The sequence below is a fragment of the Brucella sp. JSBI001 genome, assembly GCF_026014005.1.
In the GTDB taxonomy this organism is placed as follows: Bacteria; Pseudomonadota; Alphaproteobacteria; order Rhizobiales; family Rhizobiaceae; genus Brucella; species Brucella anthropi.
In genome coordinates, this window is sequence record NZ_CP110339.1 from 1,060,534 (window position 1) to 1,080,233 (window position 19,700).

The window sequence follows — 19,700 nt, forward strand, 5'->3', positions numbered from 1 at the left end:
GTAAGCTATGTCCAGACTTCACCGAACGATGAGCGCCTGTTGGCGCTCTTTTCGTTTGTACTAAGGATAAACGGATTTGTTGAAAGGTCGGGCAATGATCAGAACTATCGACAATCGGCTGTTTGTCCTGATCGCACTGTTACTGGTCATCTTCGCGCTGAGTGGATGCGCAAAGCGTTTCTGCACCATGGATGACTATTTCAGCAGTAGCGCCTGCAAGTGACGTGGAATTGCTACCATGGCAACGATCACAGCACACTGGGCTGACAAGCACCTTTCGCTATTCGGATCGAGGCTTGCGGTTCTCAATTCGCGCTTTCCAACGGTGCTACCGCGTATCGTTAATCAGGTTGGCAACCGGGCAAAGACACAGGTTATACGAAACCTGACCAAGCAGACGGGACTGGCGCGCAAGACAATCGTCAAGGCGGTCGGGGATCCGGGCGTTGCTCGACCGGGCAAGCTTTCCTACGAAATGGTGACAAGAGGCGGTGATATTCGCCTGAAATATCTTTCGCCTCGTGAATTGCGTGCAGGCGTTTCCGCAAAGCCCTTCGGGCAGCGGAAGTTGTTCGCCGGATCGTTTCTGAAAGGCGGGCGCTTTCCCGGTCGCGTCAACGTTCCAAAGTTTTACGGCCATGCTTTCCATAGGTTGAACAAGTCTGGAACCAGGATCACCTACACCCGGTCGGGCGTTTTCATCCCGGTGGAAATGACCAAGGGCGCAACGAAATCGGCATTTGAGAGAACAGCGGCACCATTGCTGCAACAGCGCGTCGATGCTGCGCTCAAAAAGCTACTGCCGTAAATCATGCATAGAATCCCACCGCCGCCAGAAGACCTTCCATTCAGACGATGTGGCAATCCAATGGCCGCGTTGCTGTTTGCTTGGGTTTTGATTGCATGTCTCGTCGTGATGGGTGGGGCGATTGTTTGGAGGTTGCATTGAGTGCAGGGCGGGTATCGTCTCCCGACCGACCGACCGACCGACCGACCGACCGACCGATCCTGACCCCAGCCCCCCTCCATTGGGTCCTTTTCCGGGCCTATCACCGGAGCGGGTGAGCGCGACTGCGGGATTTCGGTCTCTGCGAATTTTTACAGGGGGATTCCACCGCCCTTTGAATGGAATCGGAATCACATGGCCAAAGGGTATTCAGACGAGCTGCGCCAGCAGGTCATAGCCTTCATTGAGGAAGGCCATACCGTCCGGCAGGCGGCGGAAAAGTTCAATGTCAGCCCCAGCTTTGCTGCCAAATCGCACAAGAAGCACGTCGATCAGGCCGCACAGCCACTTTTGCCGGAGCAAGATCCGGTGGAGGATGACGAACAGCCTGAAAACGAAGCCGGGATAACAGCAGCGGATCTCGCCGAGATCCTCGGTGTTTCGAAGCGGGCAATATCCGATTACGTCGAGCGTGGAATCATCGTGAAGACAGGTCGGAATCGCTTCGACCTGCGCAAGTCTGTCCAGCTTTATTGCGAGCACCTGCGCGGGATCGCGGCAGGTCGCGGCGGTGACAATGTCGATACGCTCGCAACCGAACGCGCCAGACTGGCGCGCGAGCAGGCCGACCAGGCTGCACTCCGAAATGCGGCGATGCGCAAGGAACTGGTCCCGATTGCCGAGGTTCGCAACGAATGGGTTTCGATAGCCCGACGGGTCCGAAACGTCATGATGGCGGTTCCATCCAGGTGCCGCCAGATGCTGCCCCACCTCACCACCTTCGATGTCGATCTGATCGACGAGGAAATTCGCACGGCACTTACAGAGCTTGGTGAAAAGGACGATGACGACGGCTCTGGCGATCTTGCGGCGGGCAGTATGGGAAGCCCTGACGCCGCCACCGAAACTGAAGCTCTCGGAATGGATTGAGCAGACAGTTTATCTGCCGGAGGGTGTTTCATCTCTCACGGGTCGGGTTAGGCTCTGGCCACCGCAGCGCGAGATTGCCGACGCAATTGGCGATAGCGCGTTGGAGCGTGTCACTCTGGTGAAGCCGGTTCGCGTCGGCTTCACGACGCTGCTGACAAGCGCGATGGCAAGTTTCTGTTCGAATGATCCATCGCCGATCCTGTCGCTTCTGCCGACCGAGGCTGACTGCCGCGATTATATGGTTTCGGATGTCGAGCCGATCTTTGATGCTTCGCCAGCGCTCAACGGATTGTTGACCGGCGATGTCGATGAGGGCGGCAGAAACACTCTGCTTTCCCGGCGTTTTCCGGGCGGGTTTCTGAAAGTCATTGCTGCAAAGGCACCGCGCAACCTGCGCCGCCATAATGTGCGCATCCTGTTTATCGACGAAGCGGATGGCATGTCGGCGACGAAGGAAGGTTCGCCGATCCTGCTCGCCGAGCGCCGTACCCTATCGTTTGCGGATCGCAAGATCGTCATGGGGTCAACGCCGGTTTATGAGGAAACCAGCCATGTGCTGCAATCCTATGAACAGTCGGATAAGCGAATTTATGAAGTGCCTTGTCCCGAGTGTGGGCACTTCCATGAGATCCAGTGGTCAGACATTCAGTGGCCAGAAGGTGAACCGGAAAAAGCTTATTATGTTTGCCGGGAATGCGGCTCGGTTATCGATGAGCGCCACAAGCCCGGCATGGTTGCAAATGGTCGCTGGCGGGCGCTAAGGCCGGAAGTAAAAGACCATGCAGGGTTTCGGATGAATGCCCTGATTTCGCTGCTACCGAATGCATCTTGGGGCCGATTGGCGAAAGAGTTTGTCGGCGCGAAGAACGATCCGTCGAAGCTTCAAACCTTCATCAACACGATCCTTGCGCAAGGCTGGAAGGAAAACACCGATGAGCTGGATGATATCGAGCTTGCAAGCCGCGCCGAAGATTTCAGCCTGGTTGCAGAAATTCCAGAGGATGGTGATGCGACGGCCACGACCGGCATCCCTATTGATGTTCTCATCATCACCGCAGGCGTCGACGTGCAGGATGATCGATTGGAAATCACCTTCATTGGCTGGGACAAAGAGGGCATTCCTTACGCCCTCGGACATGAGGTGATTTGGGGCCGATACGACGATCACACGACCTGGTCGGAATTGGATATCGCGCTCGGCACGCAATGGGATCATCCGCTCGGCGGAAAGATCAAGGTTGATGCCACCTGCATCGACAGCTCGGACGGCGAAACGATGGAAACTGTCTATCGTTATGCATTCCCACGGTTCCGCAGGCGCGTGTTTGCGATCAAGGGCGTCGGCGGTAACAGACCCTGGATTGAGAAATCCAAGTCGACCGTGAAGGGTGGCAAGCTTTTCATCGTCGGCGTCGACGGCATCAAGAGCCACATTTTCGGTAGGCTGGCTCGTGCCAGTTCCATGCGCTTCTCGAAATCTCTGCCCGATGTCTGGTTTGAACAACTCGTGGGCGAGCAGCTGGTTGTCAAATATTCGCGCGGACAAACGGTTCGGCAATTCGTGCCCGTGCCGGGTCGACGACACGAAGCTCTCGATTGCACGGTCTATGCCTTCGCCGCTCGCCAGATGGTGAATGCGAACTGGGCGCACCGAGAGGGCGAGTTGTCGACACCACCGGAAATCAAACCCGTTTCATCCCTCCCACAAATTGCACCTTCGGAGTGGTTATAGTCGTGGCTTCAATTGACGATCAGATCGCAGCGCTTGAGGAAGCCATTCTTACGGGCGCGAAAAAAGTCATCTTCCACTCAGGCGGAACCCGCCGTGAGGTGGAATATCATTCCTTGAAAGATATGCGGGAGGCGCTTGCGGATCTTCGGGCCCGTAAATCGCGTGGTCCTCGCACCATTCTGGCGGCGTTAGATTAATGGGTATCGTGAACATTCTTGATAAGGCCATCGGCTATGTGTCGCCGGAGGCAGGCTTGCGCCGTGTTCGTCACCGCGCTGCAATGGAGATTGTCCAGCGCAGCTATTCCGGTGCGGAAACCAATCGCCTGAAATCCGGTCGTCGCGCGAAATCGACATCGGCAGATGCCGAGATCGCTCGCGCCGGTCGCAAGCTCCGCGACCGTATGCGGGATCTGGTCCGCAATAATCCCTATGCGGCGAAAGCAGTCTCCGAGCTGGTCAGCCATGCCATCGGCGACGGCATCATTCCGCGCTCGAAAAACAAGGAAGCAATCAAGCTGTTCCAGGAATGGAGCAAGGTTTGCGATGCTGATGGCGATCTCGACTTCAACGGCATCGTTGCCCTGACAGTTCGAGAGATGTTTGAAAGCGGCGACGGCATAGTACGCCGCCGCCGCCGTAGGCTGGAAGATGGCCTGCCTGTGCCATTGCAATTGCAGGTCGTTGAATCTGACCTGCTCGATAGCACCAAAGAGGGCGTGCTGTCCGGTGGCGGCAAAGCAATTCAGGGTATCGAGTTTGATGCGATAGGCCGCAAGCGCGCCTACTGGATGTTCGGATCTCACCCCGGAAACAGCTTTTTTGACCCTCAATCGACCATTGTTTCGAAGCCAGTTCCGGCAGCTGATATTGCGCATGTCTTCGAAAAACAGCGCACACAGGTGAGGGGCGTTCCATGGGGGACGCCAGCAATGGACGATACATTCGACCTTGCCGAGTATGAGCAGTCAGAGCTTGTCAGAAAACGTCTTGAGTCCTGCATTGTCGGGGTGATGACTGGCGGTGACATAGACGACACGATAGGCATGCCGCTGACCGGCAAGGACGGCGATGCGACAACACCGGGCATATATAATGTGCACGGGCAGCGTGTCGAAAAGTTCACGCCGGGTATGTTCTACAATGCGGTCGGCGGTCGAGATATGAAATTCTCACAGCCTGCCGTAACCGACAGCTACGATCCTTATAAAGTTTCGATGCTGCATACGATCTCAGCTGGTTGGCGCGTTCCCTACGCGCTCATGACTGGTCGGCTGGACAAGGTCAATTACTCGTCGAGCAAGATCGGTCTGGAAGGCTTCCGGCGCATGATCTCAATGCTGCAGTGGCAGATCATCATACCGATGCTGTTGCAGCCGATGTGGGACTGGTTCTGTGAAGCTGCCTATCTCGCCGGGAAGATCAGCACCCCGACAGTGGCGGTTGATTGGTCGCCGCCGCGCTTCTACTCAGCGGACCCGCTGAAAGATGTGAATGCCAGGATCAAGGAAGTTCGCGCCGGTTTCCGCTCGCTGTCTTCCGCAATCGCCGAGACCGGTGAAAACACTGATGATGTGCTGGATGAAATAGCGTCGGACAATGCTAAGCTCGACAAGCGCGGCATCATTCTCGACAGCGATCCGCGCCGCATATCGCAGGCAGGTCAAGTCCAGCAGCCCGTCGATACCGACGATCCTCCTGAGAAGGACGAAAACGATGACGAAACTTAACCTGCGCAAAGTGCCGGACAGTCTGCCTATGCAGATGCAGGAAGTCCGGCTGTTGCCTTCCGGTGTTGATACTGAAACGCGAACGCTGGATCTGGTATGGACTACCGGCGCAACCGTTCGCCGTCGCCGATATGTCGGGTGGGATACGGTCGTTCCCTTCGACGAGATCCTGATTGTCAGCGACAAGGCAATCGATCTGTCGCGGATGAATGCAGGTGCGCCGGTTCTGGATAGTCATTCCGTCTGGTCGACCTTTTCGCAGGTCGCCGTCGTCGAACGGGCGTGGGTTGCCGGCGGCGAGGGTAAAGCCAAGGTCCGCTTTCCAAAAGCCGGTATCGACGAGCGCGCCGACCGCATGTTCGGCCTTGTCTCCGATGGCATTATCAAGAATGTGTCGGTTGGTTATTCCATCGACAAGATCCGTATCGAGGAAGCCCAGAGAAAGGGCGAGGTCGAAAAGGTGTTCGTCGAGCGATGGACGCCGAACGAAATTTCGTTCGTGACGGTTCCGGCAGATCCCGGAGCGCAGGTCCGCAACCACGCGGATACTTTCCCGCTCATGATCGACCGTAAGCCCGTCTCGACGTTTGCGGCATCAGCGCGGATGAGAATGGCGGAAGCCGTCCGCCGCCTCGCTTAATTCAGCAATCATCCATTTCCAGTTTGCCGCCTGCAATTCTCCGGGGTTGCAGGGCGACGGCGCTTGTTTTGCCCGGTACATAGAAGGAAACGCACACCATGAAAAAGGGTGCTTACATTTTCGCGACCGTCGCCGCATTTTTCTGCGTCGGTCTGGCAATGGCGTTGTTCGCCGCAGATCCATCGCATGCAGCATCCCTCGATTATCGTGCTTTCGTTCAGCCTGACGGAATGCACCTGATCGGTGCCAACGTTGCCTTGCTGGGTCTGCGTTCCAAGCTGAAAGAAATCACTGACCGTGCGGAAGCTACGCGAGCTCGCATTACCGACGATCTGGATGAAGATGCGGTTCGGGCAATCGAGCAGGAACATGCGGGCATTCTGGCTGAGGCGGATCAGGTCCGTTCGGATATAACCCGGATGGAAAATGAACAGCGCAACGCACCGACCGTTGATCCTTCGGTCCGAGCTGCTGTTGATGAAGGCGTGCGCGCCGAGCGTGAGCGGTCCAGCATTATTGAGGACTTGGCTACCCGTTCCGGTTTTCCGGATCTCGGTCGCGAGCATGTTCGCTCCGGCACACCGGTCGAGCAGTTCCGCAGCCTGCTTCTCGATCACATGGTCTCGAATGAGCGCCAGAGCCCGACCGACAGCCGGGTACGCGTCGATGTAGTCAATGATGAGGCCGTCACTCGTCGCTCTGCCCAGATCGAGGCGCTCGCTTATGGCCTTGGTGCACCGACGCCGCAGGCTGGCCCTTCCGCAGCTGCCCGTCAGTATATGGGTATGGGTCTCGTCGACCTCGCGGCAGAGAGTGTCAACTATCGTGGTCGCCGCATGATGAATGCCCGCGATATCGACGATGTGTTCACGCGCGCTTCGCATTCGACATCGGATTTCCCTGCGATCTTCGAAGGTGCGGTCAACCGGACTCTGGAACAGCGTTATGCGCTTGCCCAGCCGACGTTTAAACGTTTCGCACGCAAGCGAAACTTCCGGGATTTCCGTCCCGATACCACCGTCAAGGTCGGCGATTTCCCGCTCCTGAAAAAGGTGCTGGAAAACGGCGAGATCAAGTATGGCTCGTTTGGTGAAGGCAAGGAACAGGTGCAGGCGTTTAGCTACGCCATCGCGCTCAACATCAGCCGCCAGATGCTGATCAATGACGATCTGGGTGCAATCTCGGAGCTTCTGACAAGCTATGGTGCATCAGTGGCGCTGTTCGAGGAAGTCACATTCTATGCGGGGGCCTTCAACGGCAAACTTGCCGACGGCAAAACCGTATTTGATGCGGATCATAAGAACCTTGCCGCTACGGCTGCTGCCATCACCGTCGACAGCGTTGGGCTTGGCCGCACGGCTATGGGCAAGCAGGAAAGCAAGGATGGAAATCCGTTGCTGTCCAACTCGCCGCGCATCATGCTTGTCGGGCCGGATAAGCTTACCGAGGCCGAAAAGCTTCTGACCTCGATCACGCCCGCGACAGTTGCGAATGTCAACATTTTCTCTGGCAGGCTTGAGCTGATCGAAAGCACCCAGATCAAGGGCAATGCCTGGCATCTGTTCTCTGATCCGGCAGCAGGCTCGAACTACCGCTGGGGTTATCTGGAAGGCTACGAGGCACCGCGCGTGCGCATGGATGAACCGTTCGGTCGTCAGGGTTTCAGCATGTCTGTTGAACACGACTTCGGCTGTGGCGCGACTGACTACCGCTTTGGCTACAAGAACGCCGGGGCCTGATTGAAATAGGGCGGGTCATTTGGATCCGCCATCCTTTCCGCTCTGATCCTTCACAAGGAAGAACTCCCATGAAAAATTACATTCAACCCGGTGACAGCGTCACCGTTCCGGCTCCGGCTGACGTAAAGTCTGGCGACCTGGTCGTTGTCGGCGATCTGTTCGGCGTTGCCCAGTTCTCCGCAAAAGCTGGCGATGATGTTGAAATCGCAACAAAGGGCGTCTTCGGATTGCCGAAGGTTTCCGCGCAGGCTTGGTCGGTGGGTGCCAAGGTCTATTACGTTGCCGCTGACAAGAATATCTCGACCACAGCGACTGGTAACACCTTCATCGGTCACGCTACCGAAGCGGCAGCGAACCCATCCGACTTCGGCGCGGTGCGTCTTTCGGTATAAGCGACATGGCGAACTGGCGAAAACTGGAAGCTATGGTCGATCAAAAGATGACGCGTAGCTATGGCGAGTCGGTTCGCCTGTCTTTTATGAAAGGGCAGGTCGCGGATCCTGACCGGCAGATGATTGAGATCGATGCGATCCTGCACGTTGGCGGTGACGACTCCCGTTCACCTGGCCCTACTGGGACTTATCGATCTCGCCTTTCGCTTGGTGAGGCGGAACTGTTTCTTGATCGTTCAACCTATACCGGTCCAGTTCCGAAAGTTGGCGACAAGGTCCGCGCGAATGATCGGGCGGGCAAGCCCTGGTTTGAAGTCGCCGCAGTATCGGATCGATATAGCAATCTCATCGTCGTGAAACTGGGGCAGATCTGATGTCTATAGGTCGAATTGCACTGCGTATCGCGACAATCGAAGCGCTTAACGGTGCGACCTCGGTCGGTTCCAATGTTCTCGACAGTGAAATTGGATCGATAGATGTAGGGGCGGACGGAAGCCTTCGCACGGATCAGGAGAAGCCCTTTATCTCGGTCTATACCGACGGATCGAAGGCGGAAGATCTGAGCGGTGCGCGACGCCTCTGGCAGAACGGACTTACGGAACTTTTGATTGAAACCGGCGTCGCAGCGTCGATGGTCGAAACCGATCAGGAGACAGGTGAAAGCACGATCATTCCGGGAATACCCGCAACTGACTCTGCCTTCGAATTGTTTCTCGATGTTGTCGATAGGCAATCAATCGCCGCATTGATGGATCCCGACAATCCATGGGCAGAGATCTGGCGGACGCTTGTTCGCGATATCGTGAAAGTCGAGCGCAGGCGAACGGCAGATGCTGAAACCGGCACCCGCATGGCGGCGCATCAGCAAAGCATCACCTGCGACCTTCTTCCAGATCCTGTTTTCGGCGAGCCGGTTGCCCCGACTTCTGTCTGGCAGAAGCTGCTCAACCAAATGGAAGCCGTGGAGCATCCATATTTGCAGACCTTGCAAGAATTGATGGGGCTTACCGTTACCCAGCGGAATTCAATAGAGCAGCGCCGACGGTTCGGTTTCACACTGGATGAGGCGAGGGCGCTTTGCGATGTGCCACCGCTAGCGGCGGAAGCGACAGAACCGGACATTTCGCGGATCGATTTTGAGAAAATCTGATGGCTGACACTCTTGCTGATATTCTCGTCGAGCTGCAACGCCGACTGTTCGAGGTCGAGCGCCGCCTGGCCAATCATCGTCGAACTGGTGTGATTGATGAGATTGACCATGGCAAGGGTGTCGCCCGCGTGAAAATCGAAGGCGGCGAGCAACCTTTCCGAACTGGCTGGATCCCGTGGAAGGAAATCGCAGCTGGCGAGATCTCGACCCATATCCCGCCAACGGTAGGACAGCAGGTTGATGTCATGTCGGAAAGCGGTGACCTGACTGACGCCGTCATCGATTTCTCGACGCATTCGAACGCGAACCCACGCCCGCATGACGGGCCCGACGCAGTTATCGTCAAGGGTGGGGTACGCTTCTTCATCAGCGACGACACTGTCACGATTGATGCGGCAAATATAACCTTTACCGCCTCCAACGGAAATCTCGCTTGATGCCACTGATCGTTCGTCTCGGTGATACCTCCAGTCATGGCGGCACCGTAATTTCTTCTGCTGACAAGTGGAGCTGCGAGGGAAAGCTCATCGCCAGAATAGGCGATCTGCATTCCTGTCCCATTCCCGGTCACGGCGTCACGCCAATTGTGTCGGGATCATCAAAATTCATCTGCGAAGGCGATCCCGTGGCGCGAACCGGCGACACGACAGGTTGCGGCGCTAGTCTCATTTCTGGCGCGACCAAGTGGTCGTGCGACTGACCAAAGGAGAACAGGCGATGAAAGTCATCGTGAAGGAAAGCGGCTTTTACGGCGGCACCTACTACATAGCCAAAACTGCTGAGCAGGAAATGCCGGATGCGGTGGCAAAGCAATTCATGGCTCCTTACGGTCATCAGCTGGAAAAGCCTTCCGACCGGCAAAAGGCTGTTCGCCCGGTCAAGGATTAAGCCATGTCGTCGCTCGGCTTTTCGAACGTGGGTGGTTCACTGCTGGCGGGCTTTGACCATGTTCGGCAGTCGATTGAGGTCATCCTGACAACGCCGGTTGGATCTCGCGTTATGCGTCGGGACTTTGGTTCCGAGCTGATGGGCCTGATCGATAGACCGATGAATGACCGAGTCATTCTCGGCGTCTATTCAGCCTGCGCGATGGCCATTGCGAAATGGGAGCCGCGCTTTGCGGTAACCGGTATAAACATTGGCGATCTGAACGAACAGGGCGTCATCGATCTCCAGATACGGGGTGTCTATTACCCGAACGGTCACAAAGGCGATTTTTCCGTGACCGAAGGCGAGACAACCACGAACATCACAATAGCAAGGACGATGTCATGAGCCGCTTTGTTGCGCCGAATCTGGCTGACCTTGGCGATGTTCCAAGTGTCGTCGCGGTGGATTTTGAGGAAATCAAAGCCTCCCGCGATGAATATCTGATTGCCGCCCTCGAGCGCTTCGGCGTGACCTTCGATGTGGCGAAGCTTGAAACCGACCCTATGGTGATCGCCTTTTCCGAAGGCGGCGGCTATCAAGAAATGAAGTTTCGCCAGCGAGTGAATGAGGCGATCCGGGCCTTGTCGCTCGCAACGGCTATCGGCGGTGATCTCGATCACATTGCAGCAACCTATGCCGGTATATCGCGCCTTGTCTATGACAATGCGCCCGACGATCAGCCGGATAACTCGCAATGGGATGACGCTCTCGGCAAGTGGGTTGAACTCGACGATATCTTTCGCTCTCGCATATTGCTGGCCTATGAAGCATTTTCGACGGCTGGGCCTGAGGGGGCTTATACCTTCCATGCGCTTGAACTGGATGGCACTCGCGATATTGCCGATGTGGCGGTCTATTCCGAGGAAGATGCGGCGGTCTATTCTAACGGCCCGCATACAGATGCCTATTCCATGGGCCTGATCCCGACACCTTTCACCGGGCGCGATAATGGCGATCCGGTGCTTGCGCCGGAAGTGCTGATCGTGGTGCTGCCGACTGTGACCTATGGCGCGGCAGATCAATCCCTGCTGGATCGTACATTTGAGGCTGTGACGCCGAAGGATGTGCGGCCTATCGGTGACAATGTTCGGATCGAACCGGCAACCTTGGTGCCATATAATATCGAGGTCACGCTTTATTATGCGCCGGGCGTCGATGTTTCGGCCATGGCTGCTGAGGCCAAGCGACGATTAACAGCCTATGCGCAATCGCGTCGTCGCATTGGCCTTGCTGTGCAGCGTGAGGTTATTGGCGGTCGTGCTGCGGTCGATGACAATGTGACTGTGGAAGTAATCTCACCTGCTGCCGATATCGAGCCGGGGTCGAAAGGTGTCGGGCAGGTTGGTGTCATCACGGTCAACACCGTCCAGACGCAAGGATCATGGCAATGACGGCAGCGCAAGCAATTGATGCTGTCGCCGATCTTGCCCGTTCCATTCTGCCGGCCCGATCATCGCCGCTGACTGTCGCGTTGCTCGCTGCTGAACTGGCACGAATAGCGACAGTAGATCCCACCGTTATTGCGACGATCTGGAACCCTGCCATCTGTCCCAAAGTGCTGCTGCCATATCTGGCTATGGGTGTGTCCGTCGATGTCTGGTCTGCAGACTGGCCGGAAGATCAGCAGCGACGGGTAATTGCTGCCTCGCCCATGGTGCACAGGTTGAAGGGGACAAGAGGCGCTGTCGAGCGTGCGCTTGCGGCTTTTGATCTTGAGACCCGCATTGTGGAATGGTGGGAAGATGGATCACGGCGCGGCACATTTCGCGTCGAAATCCTCTATCGCAACGGCAGTCCTGTCTTTGATCTGGAAACACAGGCGGCGGCAATCTCGTCTGTCGATGCCGCCAAGCCAAAATCCCGCGTGTTTACAACCCGCGCAGTGTTGCAGGCGCGGGGCAGTGTCTATCTGGGCGCAATCGCGCAAAGCCATATAGCGGCCATCGCGCACCCCTTTGCCTTTGATCCTCCTGTCTTACGAGCTTCCAGCTTTGTCGGTGGCGCGCCCTGCGTGTTCGTTTCCGGCACAGCTCATTACAAGGTTTAGAAACTATGGCTCAAAACTCATTCGCGCTTATGACAAACCTTGGCCGTGCCAAGGAAGCTGCCGCACTTGCCAACGGCACCGCTATCGTCATCACGCATATTGCGATTGGTGATGGTACAACCGTGCCGTCTGGTGGGGAAACAGCGCTTTATCATGAGGTTTCCCGCAAGGCGATTTCGGGTCATGGCACCGTGGCAGGTGCATCAAATGTTGCGTATTTTGATATTTTCCTTGCCGCTGCCGAAGGCCCTTACACGATCCGTGAGGCGGGTCTTTATGATGATGCAGGCGATCTGATCGCTATTGCTCGGTATGATCCGCCGATCAATAAGCCGGTTCCTGCAAGCGGGCAAACGGTTGAAGGCACGGTCCGTCTTGAAGTTGCATTCTCAAACATTGCGAGCGTGACAATCGTTGTCGACCCGGCATTCACCGTTCCATTGCAGCGGCTTTCACGTTTGCCATGGATTCCGGTTCTTTCGATGAGCGTGACCGCTCCACCTGCGACTCCGGCAATAGGTGATGCGTTTCTCGTTCCGACAGGCTCGACAGGATCGTGGGCAGGACAGTCGGGGAAGATCGCCGAATTCACTGCGGCGGGTTGGGGGATTATAACGCCACCTGATGGCCACGGCGTAAGCCTTCCTGATGGGCGCGTGTTTGAGAAGATCGGCGGCGCATATGTCGAAAAGCTGGCACTCGATGCGCAATCAGGCAAATGGAATTACGCGGCGGTTGGCGGTACAGCAACCGCGCTCACCGTTAACCTAACGCCTGCACCATTGGCTTACGTAGCGGGGATGGTTGTCAATGTTTTGATGTCCTCCGATTGTCAGGGGCCATCTACACTTTCGGTCAATGGTTTGCCTGCGAAGTCAATCGTTCGCGCTTATGATCAAGCGCCTGTCAAATCAAAGGACTGGCGCACAGGAGCTTTATCAAGCTTTGTATATGACGGAACACGCTTCCAATTTCTTGCCGCAAACAATTTGCCATCTCCATTGAACAGAATCGAGAACCCTGCGACGGCTACGGTCAATCTGACAGCAGCGGCTTTGGGCGGTATGTTTTATGGCAGCAATGTCAGAACAACCACTTACAATCTGCCAAAGGCTAGTGATTTTGGCGTTGGCTATATCGGGTTTATGAACAATCTAAACCAGCCAGTGATAGTCAACGCAGCCACATCTGTTCCGGGTAGCGATACATTCCAGTTTTCGAATAACCCGCTGCTTGCTACGGTCACTCTCGATTACAAATCGTGGTTGGTTTTATTAAGCGACGGGAATAACTGGCTGATATTCTCAGCCGATGCTGCAATCAATGCGAAGCTCGGTCAAACCTTGGCTGTAAATGGCATCAAGAAGCATGACGGTGGACTTATCGAACAATGGGGATCGTCAGTCGTGGTAACCAATGCCTCCGGATACGGCACAATATATCTGCCTGAGGCGTTTCCAACATCAAACTTCATGGTTGTTGCCTGCAACGGAACCGCTGACGCGTCATTTGGTGGTAAGCCAGTATCTATTTTCCCGATCCCGGCCGTCGATGCCTTCAATTTCTACATCGATGCCCCTTCCACAACGGTACGTATTAACTGGATGGCAAAAGGACGCTAGGAATGCGCTATTATGCTTATTTGAAAGACAATGGTCGTCTCAACGGTTTTGGTGTCCTTAATGTTGGTGAGGTGCTTCCAGATGAGGCCGTTGAACTAACAGCTGAACAGTATGCCTTGTGGACTTCTGAACAGCATCTTCTTTGGTCGGATGGGAAGTTGATTTCTGATCCGGCTTTAGTGGTAACACTTGCGACCATAAAAGCTGGCCTCAAGGTTGAAATCGATGCTCTCGCGGAAAACGAGCGCCTGAAATACATCACGCCGGGCAATGGGCAGGCTATGACCTATCAGCAGAAGGTCACGGAAGCGCAGGCGTTCAAAGCTGCGACCGATCCGCAGCCGGAAGCCTTCCCGATGCTCTCGTCGGAAGTGGGCATTACCGCGCCGACAATTGATGAAGTGGCGGACGTGGTTCTTGCTGCCTACGCCCAGTGGCAGCAGATCGGTGCTGCTATCGAGGCCATTCGGCTTGGTGCCAAGCGCGACATTGATGCTGCCGAAGATGAGGCCGCAGCGCGTGCCATCGTTGATGCGATAGAGTGGCCGCAACCGGCGCTCTGATTTTCCCCTGAAAACCTGACCCGCTGAGGTCTCAATCCAAGGAGTGCCGCTATGGCATCTGTGTCCTTTCACCATGGCACGCGTGTATTCGAAAGTGCCGACACCCCGCTTCTGGTACGCATTGCGCGCACTGCTGTCATAGGTTTGATCGGCACCGCGCCGGATGCTGACCCGCTGTTGTTCCCGCTGAATAAGCCGGTGCAGATCCTGCGCCCGCAGGGCGCAGCAACGCTCGGCAATTCCGGTACGCTGAAATCGGCAATCGACAGCATTTTCGACCAGGTCGGTTGTCCGATTATCGTGGTGCGTGTCGAGGAAGGTGAAACTACTGCGGAGACGTGGTCGAACCTGATCGGCGACCAGACTGCCTTTACCGGCGTCCATGCCTTCCGGCGCGCATCGTCCGACGGGCTCTATAAGCCTAAGTTGCTTATTGCTCCCGGTTTCACTCAAACCTCGCCCGCCGACGGCATTGCCTCGATCAATGTGACCGCAGGCGGCACCGGTTACGACGCTGACACGACAACGGTCGCGGTTACGGGCACCGGATCCGGTGCGGTCGCTGAGGCTGTTGTTGTCGAAGGTGCTGTTACAGCCATCATCATTCGCAAGCCGGGCTACGGCTATACAGGAACGCCGGGGGTTACAATCACCGGCAAGGCTGGCTCCAAGGATGCGACCGCAACCGCCAATATCGGTTCTGTTATGAACCCGGTTGTTGCCGAGCTGATGGGTGTGGCGGAAAAGCTGAAAGCCGTTGCTTATGTCGACGGTCCGGACACGACCGATCAAGCGGCGGTGCAGTATCGCGGGCTCATCAATTCCGGGCGCATAGCGATCTGCGATCCAAAGGTATTGAAGTTCGACACGGAACTTGATGCCAATGTACCTGCGCCGTCCTCGCCGATCTTTGCCGCCAAGCAAGCGAAAATGGATCTGGAGCAGGGTTTCTGGTGGTCCGGTTCGAACGTCGGTATCTCCGGTATTGTCGGCGTCAATCGTCCTATCGAATATGGCGACCAGTCGAACTACCTCAACGAAAACCGGGTCAACACTATCGTCAACATCGATAATACCGGCTTCCGGCTCTGGGGTGTCTGGACCTGCGCTGCAGAACTTCTCTGGCAGTTCATTTCCGTACGGCGCACTGCTGACGCCATCAATGAAGCACTGGAAAAGGCATATCTCGAATTTGTCGACAAGCCGTTCTCCCGCGCCAATCTGAAATTCATGGTCGAGGGCGGACGCGCATTCCTCCGGCAGATGGAAGCGGAGGGCGCAATTCTGCCTGGTCATGATTGCTGGCTGCTGGATACGAACACCGACAACGATATGGCGCAAGGCATCATCAAGCTTGGTGTGAAGTTCGAACCGCCTGCGCCGATGGTCGATATCCGTATCACGGCATACCGCAACATCGCGAGCTATACGCTGCTGCTCAACCAGGTTGCGCAGGAAATCACTTCCGGATCGGCTGGCTAACTGCCAGCCCTTTCCGCTCAAATTCTCCTACTTCAACATCATTAAGGGGTTAGGCTCATGTCTGACATGCCGCGTTATATCCTGCGGAACTGCACCATATTTGCAGACCGCGTTTCGAAGATCGGGCAGGCAAGCGAGATCACGCTGCCAGTTCCGACGGAAAAGGTCGAGGAACTTCGCAATGCCGGTATGGTGCTGCCGATTGATGTCCCGATGGGTTACGAAAAGATGGAGGCGAGTTTCAAGCTCTCCGGCTTTGACCCGCAGGTTATTACTTTGTTCGGCCTGGAAGTCGGTTCCGAACGCGAGTTCATGGTGACGGGTGCGCTCGTGCATGAGGACGGCACCGTCGTCAATGCAACCGCCTATATTCGCGGTCGTCTCATCAAAAACGATCATGGTGCCTGGAAGCCGGGTGACATGGCCGAGAACGATTTCTCGATCACGCTTCGTTATTACAAGCTGGAAGTCGAAGGGGCCACCCTGATCGAAATGACACCGTTTGATGTTTCCATCGGTGGCACCTCGCGCACTCAATCCGTCCGCAGTGCGCTTCTGGCATAATCAGCTAACTTTCAAGGATATGACAAAATGACTGATAAATTAGCAGTCGTGCTTTCCAAGTCTTATAAGCTTGGGGGCACGAATACCAACCAGATAGAGTTTCGCGAGCCAAAGCTGGCAGACCTCATCGCCGTCGAAAACGTAGCAAAAGGCGGAGGCAACAATCAGGTTATGGCACTGATGATTGCCCAGCTATCCGGGTCGACCTATCCGGAGGTAGCCGAATTCAGTGTAACCGATTACGAACGTTGCACAAAAGTGGTGTCGCCTTTTTTGCGGCAGGGCACCTCGGATGGCGACGCCTGACCATCTGGCTTAGCCAGAACCTATACACCCCGATATCGACGTTTCTGGAAATGACGCCGCAGGAAGTTTTGCTGTGGCGGGATGAGGCCGTCGATCTGATGAAAGCAAAGAGAAAATAATGGCTGTCCTGAGTTCCAAGCTTGTTGTTTCGCTTGTCGATCAGATCACTGGTCCCGCTCGCGGTGTTGCTGCTGCGCTCGACGGTCTTAACCGTCGTGCCAGCAGAACAACGTCCGCAATCATGGGGGCGGGCGGCGGCTTTTCGGTCGGGGCGCTGGCTCGCAATCTCCTCGCCATCGGTGCCGGGTATGTCGGCGTTCGCGAAGGTATCGGCGGCACCGTCGGTGCTGCCATGAAATTCGAGGAAGCGTTCGCCGATGTCCGCAAGGTCGTCGACGGCACACCTGCGCAATTGTCAGTGGTTCGATCCGAGATCCTTGGCCTATCCAAGGAACTCCCGGTCACTGCCGATGGCCTTGCCTCAATCTATGCCGCTGCCGGTCAGTCTGGCGTTGCCTTGCAGGAACTGACCAAGTTCTCGGAAATGGCGGCAAAGGTCAGTGTGGCATGGGACACGTCGCAGGGAGAAACCGGCGATGCACTGGCGAAGATCAAAACCCAGCTTGGCTTTAACGTCGACCAGATCGGTTTGCATGCAGATGCCATCAATCATCTTGCGAACAATACCGCTTCGGCTGCTCGCGACCTTGTCGAGTTTGACAAGCGCGTCGCCGCAACCGGCAAGATGTTCGGCTTTTCCGATACCCAGACGCTCGCCTTCGGCGCGTCTATGATTTCGGCAGGTGCCGAGGCGGAAGTTGCGGCAACCTCGTTCCGCAATATGGGGCGCGCACTGACCAAAGGTGAGCAGGCGACTAAGTCGCAGCGTTTGGCATTCGCAAAGCTGGGACTCGATTCCGTCAAGGTATCGAAGAACATGCAGAAAGATGCGCTCAAGACCACGTTGAACGTGATCGAGCGGATCCAGCAGCTACCGAAAGATCAGCATATCAGCATCGCTTCTGCCTTGTTTGGTGATGAGGCGCGGGCGCTGATGCCGATCATCGCCGATACGAAAGAGCTTCGCCGCGAACTTGCAATGATCGGCAGTGAGGCAAACTACAGCGGATCTGCGTTTCAGGAATATATGGTTCGCGCCGAAACGACCGCGAACGCCTTGCAGCTGCTCGGAAACAAGATCAAAGCCTATGGCATCGGCGTCGGTGACAGCTGGCTACCGACGATTAAGGATATGAGCCTGGGTATCGGCGATGTGCTGGACACGCTGGATAAGCGTGTGGGCGTCATCGACAAGATCGAAATGGCCGTCAAGGGCCTGATGAGCGGTTTCGGGTATGGCGGCGAGGGCGGCACGCGCCAGCTTATCAATGATCTCGGCGATCTCCTGTTCGGTAAGGCTTTTGAAGGTGACAGCACACAGGTTGATCAGCGTATGATTGATCTGGCCAAGCTTTCGAACAATTTCCGGAAGATCGGTCTCGACCTGAAAGCCTTCGCCAAGGATATCGGGTCGGGCGATATTCTCGGCGCTGCTGGGAATATCTCGGAAGCTCTCAGCAAAATGTCAGGCTCGGCCACCGTCATAAGTGCGCTTGGAATTGCTGCCGCTGGCGCAGCGATGCTGACTATGGGGCGCGGTATCACTCGACTTGCATTTTCTCCTTTCGGGCGAATCGGGTTGGCTGCTGCTACCGCAATCACGCTGATCGATGCTGTGAAAGGTGCGAACAGCATTGGCGAGTTTGCAGATAACCTGACGAAACTCTCGTTAGTGGATTGGGTGACAATTGGCGCAGGCCTTTTGGCTGTCGCAGGGCCATTGCTCGAATTGAGGAACCTGATTGCAGGAACAGCTGCTGCGGGTGCGGCTTCTACTGTCGCTGGCGGTGGAACCGCAGCGGCGGGTGGAGCGAGTGCGGGGTGGCTTAGCCGTATTTTGGGAGCTGGCGGCGGCACGGGTGGTATGGTCGCTCGTGGCGGCTTATGGGGGCTTGTCGCCTACGGGTTCTATAAGGGACTGGAAGCAAAGGGACCGTCGGATCCGCGATACATTGACCCTGAGTTTTTTGTAGAGAAATCGAATGAGCAAAAGGCCAAGGTTGGATCTGGTGTCGGACAAATAGTGCCCGCAGCGCCGCTGCCTAATCAGCCTGCGCAAAACGCGCCACAGCCCTTTAGCCTTGGGGCTATTTGGGATGCTCTGACCGCACCGTCGCCGACTGTCGGTATTGGCAAAGGTCCGACGGACGTTTCAATTGTCGACACCCCATCTGTTTCGATCTCAAATCCGGTCCAGACAATGCCGAGCGGAACGCAAGATGTACGAGTTACCAATCCGCAACCGGCTCCCGTGGTGACGGTTCATATGAACGTGCAAACCGGTGCTTCGCCGGAACAAATCGCGTCTCAGACGGCACAAGCGGTCGCTGCTCAATTCCGCGCAGCGTCGGGCGGCGCATATTCAGATGGGGGAATGTGATGGCAATTCCAATGTGTCTGGGGCCGTTTATGTTTCATTCCTTGCGTTTTGGCTACAAAGGGCTGAAGCGTGATCTATCAACTCGTTGGGCTGATGTCAGCACCGTTGGCGGTTTGAACCGCCTGCAGTGGACTGGCGGCGATGATGATCGCACTACGATCGAAGGGGTGTTGTTCCCACACGAGTTCGGTGGTTTGGCTGTTCTGGAGGGGCTTCGCGGGGCGGCTACTGCCGGTGCTGTGTTGCCGCTCATCACATTGGCAGGCAACGTCTACGGCATGCACGTGATCGAAGGTATCAGCGAAGATCAGTCGTATCATACTGCGCTCGGTCAGCCGCGCATGGATGTGTTTCGCATCCAGCTCAAGCGCTACACTGGCGGTAGCTTCTCGCCGATTTCGGTCATTCAATCATTGTTCGGGTGATGC

General features: G+C 56.1%; 24 protein-coding genes. All 24 read left to right on the forward strand.

Annotated features, from left to right (window positions below; genetic code table 11):
* Window positions 1-94: 94 nt before the first annotated feature.
* The 24 genes from LJ361_RS05110 (at window position 95) to LJ361_RS05225 (ending at window position 19,697) form a co-directional block, all read left to right on the forward strand.
* Window positions 95-223: a hypothetical protein gene (locus LJ361_RS05110; protein ID WP_264812839.1), complete on the forward strand. Its 129-nt coding sequence runs from the start codon at window positions 95-97 to the stop codon at window positions 221-223.
* Between the two features lie 15 nt (window positions 224-238).
* Entirely contained in the window at window positions 239-808 is a 570-nt protein-coding gene (locus LJ361_RS05115; RefSeq protein ID WP_264812840.1) for a hypothetical protein, read from the forward strand.
* 333 nt (window positions 809-1,141) lie between these two features.
* The gene (locus LJ361_RS05120) at window positions 1,142-1,876 is read left to right on the forward strand and encodes a terminase small subunit (protein WP_264812842.1); all 735 of its coding nucleotides are present in this window, start codon (window positions 1,142-1,144) and stop codon (window positions 1,874-1,876) included.
* Window positions 1,791-3,608: a phage terminase large subunit family protein gene (locus LJ361_RS05125; protein ID WP_264812843.1), complete on the forward strand. Its 1,818-nt coding sequence runs from the start codon at window positions 1,791-1,793 to the stop codon at window positions 3,606-3,608. The genes LJ361_RS05120 and LJ361_RS05125 overlap by 86 nt, the downstream gene beginning before the upstream one ends.
* A gap of 2 nt (window positions 3,609-3,610) precedes the next feature.
* Entirely contained in the window at window positions 3,611-3,805 is a 195-nt protein-coding gene (locus LJ361_RS05130; RefSeq protein WP_041545160.1) for a phage head-tail joining protein, read from the forward strand.
* Window positions 3,805-5,337 carry a phage portal protein gene (locus LJ361_RS05135; RefSeq protein WP_264812845.1) on the forward strand — a complete coding sequence of 511 codons (1,533 nt, stop codon included), beginning with the start codon at window positions 3,805-3,807 and terminating at the stop codon, window positions 5,335-5,337. The genes LJ361_RS05130 and LJ361_RS05135 overlap by 1 nt, the downstream gene beginning before the upstream one ends.
* Complete coding sequence (locus tag LJ361_RS05140; protein WP_264812846.1) at window positions 5,324-5,977, forward strand: hypothetical protein; 654 nt, start codon at window positions 5,324-5,326, stop codon at window positions 5,975-5,977. Before LJ361_RS05135 ends, LJ361_RS05140 begins: the two co-directional genes overlap by 14 nt.
* A gap of 98 nt (window positions 5,978-6,075) precedes the next feature.
* Entirely contained in the window at window positions 6,076-7,716 is a 1,641-nt protein-coding gene (locus tag LJ361_RS05145) for a hypothetical protein (protein WP_264812847.1), read from the forward strand.
* Window positions 7,717-7,784: 68 nt separating this feature from the next.
* Window positions 7,785-8,108, forward strand: coding sequence for a DUF2190 family protein (locus tag LJ361_RS05150; protein WP_151662619.1), 324 nt, complete (start codon window positions 7,785-7,787; stop codon window positions 8,106-8,108).
* 5 nt (window positions 8,109-8,113) lie between these two features.
* A complete protein-coding gene (locus LJ361_RS05155; protein WP_264812850.1) occupies window positions 8,114-8,482 on the forward strand; it encodes a hypothetical protein in 369 nt (122 codons plus the stop codon).
* Window positions 8,482-9,258 carry a hypothetical protein gene (locus LJ361_RS05160; protein ID WP_264812851.1) on the forward strand — a complete coding sequence of 259 codons (777 nt, stop codon included), beginning with the start codon at window positions 8,482-8,484 and terminating at the stop codon, window positions 9,256-9,258. Before LJ361_RS05155 ends, LJ361_RS05160 begins: the two co-directional genes overlap by 1 nt.
* Complete coding sequence (locus LJ361_RS05165) at window positions 9,258-9,695, forward strand: phage baseplate assembly protein V (RefSeq protein WP_264812853.1); 438 nt, start codon at window positions 9,258-9,260, stop codon at window positions 9,693-9,695. Before LJ361_RS05160 ends, LJ361_RS05165 begins: the two co-directional genes overlap by 1 nt.
* Window positions 9,695-9,958, forward strand: a complete 264-nt coding sequence (locus tag LJ361_RS05170; protein WP_264812854.1) for a PAAR domain-containing protein — start codon at window positions 9,695-9,697, stop codon at window positions 9,956-9,958. The genes LJ361_RS05165 and LJ361_RS05170 overlap by 1 nt, the downstream gene beginning before the upstream one ends.
* Window positions 9,959-9,975: 17 nt before the next feature.
* The gene (locus tag LJ361_RS05175; RefSeq protein WP_264812855.1) at window positions 9,976-10,146 is read left to right on the forward strand and encodes a hypothetical protein; all 171 of its coding nucleotides are present in this window, start codon (window positions 9,976-9,978) and stop codon (window positions 10,144-10,146) included.
* Between the two features lie 3 nt (window positions 10,147-10,149).
* Window positions 10,150-10,533, forward strand: a complete 384-nt coding sequence (locus LJ361_RS05180; RefSeq protein ID WP_264812856.1) for a GPW/gp25 family protein — start codon at window positions 10,150-10,152, stop codon at window positions 10,531-10,533.
* Window positions 10,530-11,579, forward strand: a complete 1,050-nt coding sequence (locus tag LJ361_RS05185; protein ID WP_264812858.1) for a baseplate J/gp47 family protein — start codon at window positions 10,530-10,532, stop codon at window positions 11,577-11,579. Before LJ361_RS05180 ends, LJ361_RS05185 begins: the two co-directional genes overlap by 4 nt.
* The gene (locus LJ361_RS05190; RefSeq protein WP_264812859.1) at window positions 11,576-12,235 is read left to right on the forward strand and encodes a phage tail protein I; all 660 of its coding nucleotides are present in this window, start codon (window positions 11,576-11,578) and stop codon (window positions 12,233-12,235) included. The genes LJ361_RS05185 and LJ361_RS05190 overlap by 4 nt, the downstream gene beginning before the upstream one ends.
* A gap of 5 nt (window positions 12,236-12,240) precedes the next feature.
* Window positions 12,241-13,857 carry a phage tail protein gene (locus LJ361_RS05195; protein WP_264812860.1) on the forward strand — a complete coding sequence of 539 codons (1,617 nt, stop codon included), beginning with the start codon at window positions 12,241-12,243 and terminating at the stop codon, window positions 13,855-13,857.
* Window positions 13,858-13,859: 2 nt separating this feature from the next.
* Complete coding sequence (locus LJ361_RS05200) at window positions 13,860-14,420, forward strand: hypothetical protein (RefSeq protein WP_264812861.1); 561 nt, start codon at window positions 13,860-13,862, stop codon at window positions 14,418-14,420.
* Between the two features lie 51 nt (window positions 14,421-14,471).
* Window positions 14,472-15,902, forward strand: a complete 1,431-nt coding sequence (locus LJ361_RS05205; RefSeq protein ID WP_264812862.1) for a phage tail sheath subtilisin-like domain-containing protein — start codon at window positions 14,472-14,474, stop codon at window positions 15,900-15,902.
* 57 nt (window positions 15,903-15,959) lie between these two features.
* Window positions 15,960-16,466, forward strand: coding sequence for a phage major tail tube protein (locus tag LJ361_RS05210; protein ID WP_264812864.1), 507 nt, complete (start codon window positions 15,960-15,962; stop codon window positions 16,464-16,466).
* A gap of 27 nt (window positions 16,467-16,493) precedes the next feature.
* On the forward strand, window positions 16,494-16,772 hold the full coding sequence (locus LJ361_RS05215; RefSeq protein WP_264812866.1) for a phage tail assembly protein: 279 nt from the start codon (window positions 16,494-16,496) through the stop codon (window positions 16,770-16,772).
* A 118-nt stretch (window positions 16,773-16,890) separates the two neighbouring features.
* Window positions 16,891-19,272, forward strand: coding sequence for a phage tail tape measure protein (locus tag LJ361_RS05220; protein WP_264812867.1), 2,382 nt, complete (start codon window positions 16,891-16,893; stop codon window positions 19,270-19,272).
* Complete coding sequence (locus LJ361_RS05225) at window positions 19,272-19,697, forward strand: phage tail protein (RefSeq protein WP_151653073.1); 426 nt, start codon at window positions 19,272-19,274, stop codon at window positions 19,695-19,697. Before LJ361_RS05220 ends, LJ361_RS05225 begins: the two co-directional genes overlap by 1 nt.
* Window positions 19,698-19,700 lie beyond the last annotated feature (3 nt).

What these genes read in the sequence shown, in the direction of transcription:
- LJ361_RS05115 (WP_264812840.1), top strand. Translation starts at nt 239, where the DNA reads ATGGCAACGATCACAGCACACTGGGCTGACAAGCACCTTTCGCTATTC.
- LJ361_RS05215 (WP_264812866.1), top strand. Translation starts at nt 16,494, where the DNA reads ATGACTGATAAATTAGCAGTCGTGCTTTCCAAGTCTTATAAGCTTGGG.
- LJ361_RS05170 (WP_264812854.1), top strand. Translation starts at nt 9,695, where the DNA reads ATGCCACTGATCGTTCGTCTCGGTGATACCTCCAGTCATGGCGGCACC.
- LJ361_RS05110 (WP_264812839.1), top strand. Translation starts at nt 95, where the DNA reads ATGATCAGAACTATCGACAATCGGCTGTTTGTCCTGATCGCACTGTTA.
- LJ361_RS05225 (WP_151653073.1), top strand. Translation starts at nt 19,272, where the DNA reads ATGGCAATTCCAATGTGTCTGGGGCCGTTTATGTTTCATTCCTTGCGT.
- LJ361_RS05150 (WP_151662619.1), top strand. Translation starts at nt 7,785, where the DNA reads ATGAAAAATTACATTCAACCCGGTGACAGCGTCACCGTTCCGGCTCCG.
- LJ361_RS05200 (WP_264812861.1), top strand. Translation starts at nt 13,860, where the DNA reads ATGCGCTATTATGCTTATTTGAAAGACAATGGTCGTCTCAACGGTTTT.
- LJ361_RS05160 (WP_264812851.1), top strand. Translation starts at nt 8,482, where the DNA reads ATGTCTATAGGTCGAATTGCACTGCGTATCGCGACAATCGAAGCGCTT.
- LJ361_RS05210 (WP_264812864.1), top strand. Translation starts at nt 15,960, where the DNA reads ATGTCTGACATGCCGCGTTATATCCTGCGGAACTGCACCATATTTGCA.
- LJ361_RS05140 (WP_264812846.1), top strand. Translation starts at nt 5,324, where the DNA reads ATGACGAAACTTAACCTGCGCAAAGTGCCGGACAGTCTGCCTATGCAG.
- LJ361_RS05180 (WP_264812856.1), top strand. Translation starts at nt 10,150, where the DNA reads ATGTCGTCGCTCGGCTTTTCGAACGTGGGTGGTTCACTGCTGGCGGGC.
- LJ361_RS05155 (WP_264812850.1), top strand. Translation starts at nt 8,114, where the DNA reads ATGGCGAACTGGCGAAAACTGGAAGCTATGGTCGATCAAAAGATGACG.
- LJ361_RS05190 (WP_264812859.1), top strand. Translation starts at nt 11,576, where the DNA reads ATGACGGCAGCGCAAGCAATTGATGCTGTCGCCGATCTTGCCCGTTCC.
- LJ361_RS05195 (WP_264812860.1), top strand. Translation starts at nt 12,241, where the DNA reads ATGGCTCAAAACTCATTCGCGCTTATGACAAACCTTGGCCGTGCCAAG.
- LJ361_RS05125 (WP_264812843.1), top strand. Translation starts at nt 1,791, where the DNA reads ATGACGACGGCTCTGGCGATCTTGCGGCGGGCAGTATGGGAAGCCCTG.
- LJ361_RS05135 (WP_264812845.1), top strand. Translation starts at nt 3,805, where the DNA reads ATGGGTATCGTGAACATTCTTGATAAGGCCATCGGCTATGTGTCGCCG.
- LJ361_RS05185 (WP_264812858.1), top strand. Translation starts at nt 10,530, where the DNA reads ATGAGCCGCTTTGTTGCGCCGAATCTGGCTGACCTTGGCGATGTTCCA.
- LJ361_RS05205 (WP_264812862.1), top strand. Translation starts at nt 14,472, where the DNA reads ATGGCATCTGTGTCCTTTCACCATGGCACGCGTGTATTCGAAAGTGCC.
- LJ361_RS05120 (WP_264812842.1), top strand. Translation starts at nt 1,142, where the DNA reads ATGGCCAAAGGGTATTCAGACGAGCTGCGCCAGCAGGTCATAGCCTTC.
- LJ361_RS05175 (WP_264812855.1), top strand. Translation starts at nt 9,976, where the DNA reads ATGAAAGTCATCGTGAAGGAAAGCGGCTTTTACGGCGGCACCTACTAC.
- LJ361_RS05165 (WP_264812853.1), top strand. Translation starts at nt 9,258, where the DNA reads ATGGCTGACACTCTTGCTGATATTCTCGTCGAGCTGCAACGCCGACTG.
- LJ361_RS05220 (WP_264812867.1), top strand. Translation starts at nt 16,891, where the DNA reads ATGGCTGTCCTGAGTTCCAAGCTTGTTGTTTCGCTTGTCGATCAGATC.
- LJ361_RS05145 (WP_264812847.1), top strand. Translation starts at nt 6,076, where the DNA reads ATGAAAAAGGGTGCTTACATTTTCGCGACCGTCGCCGCATTTTTCTGC.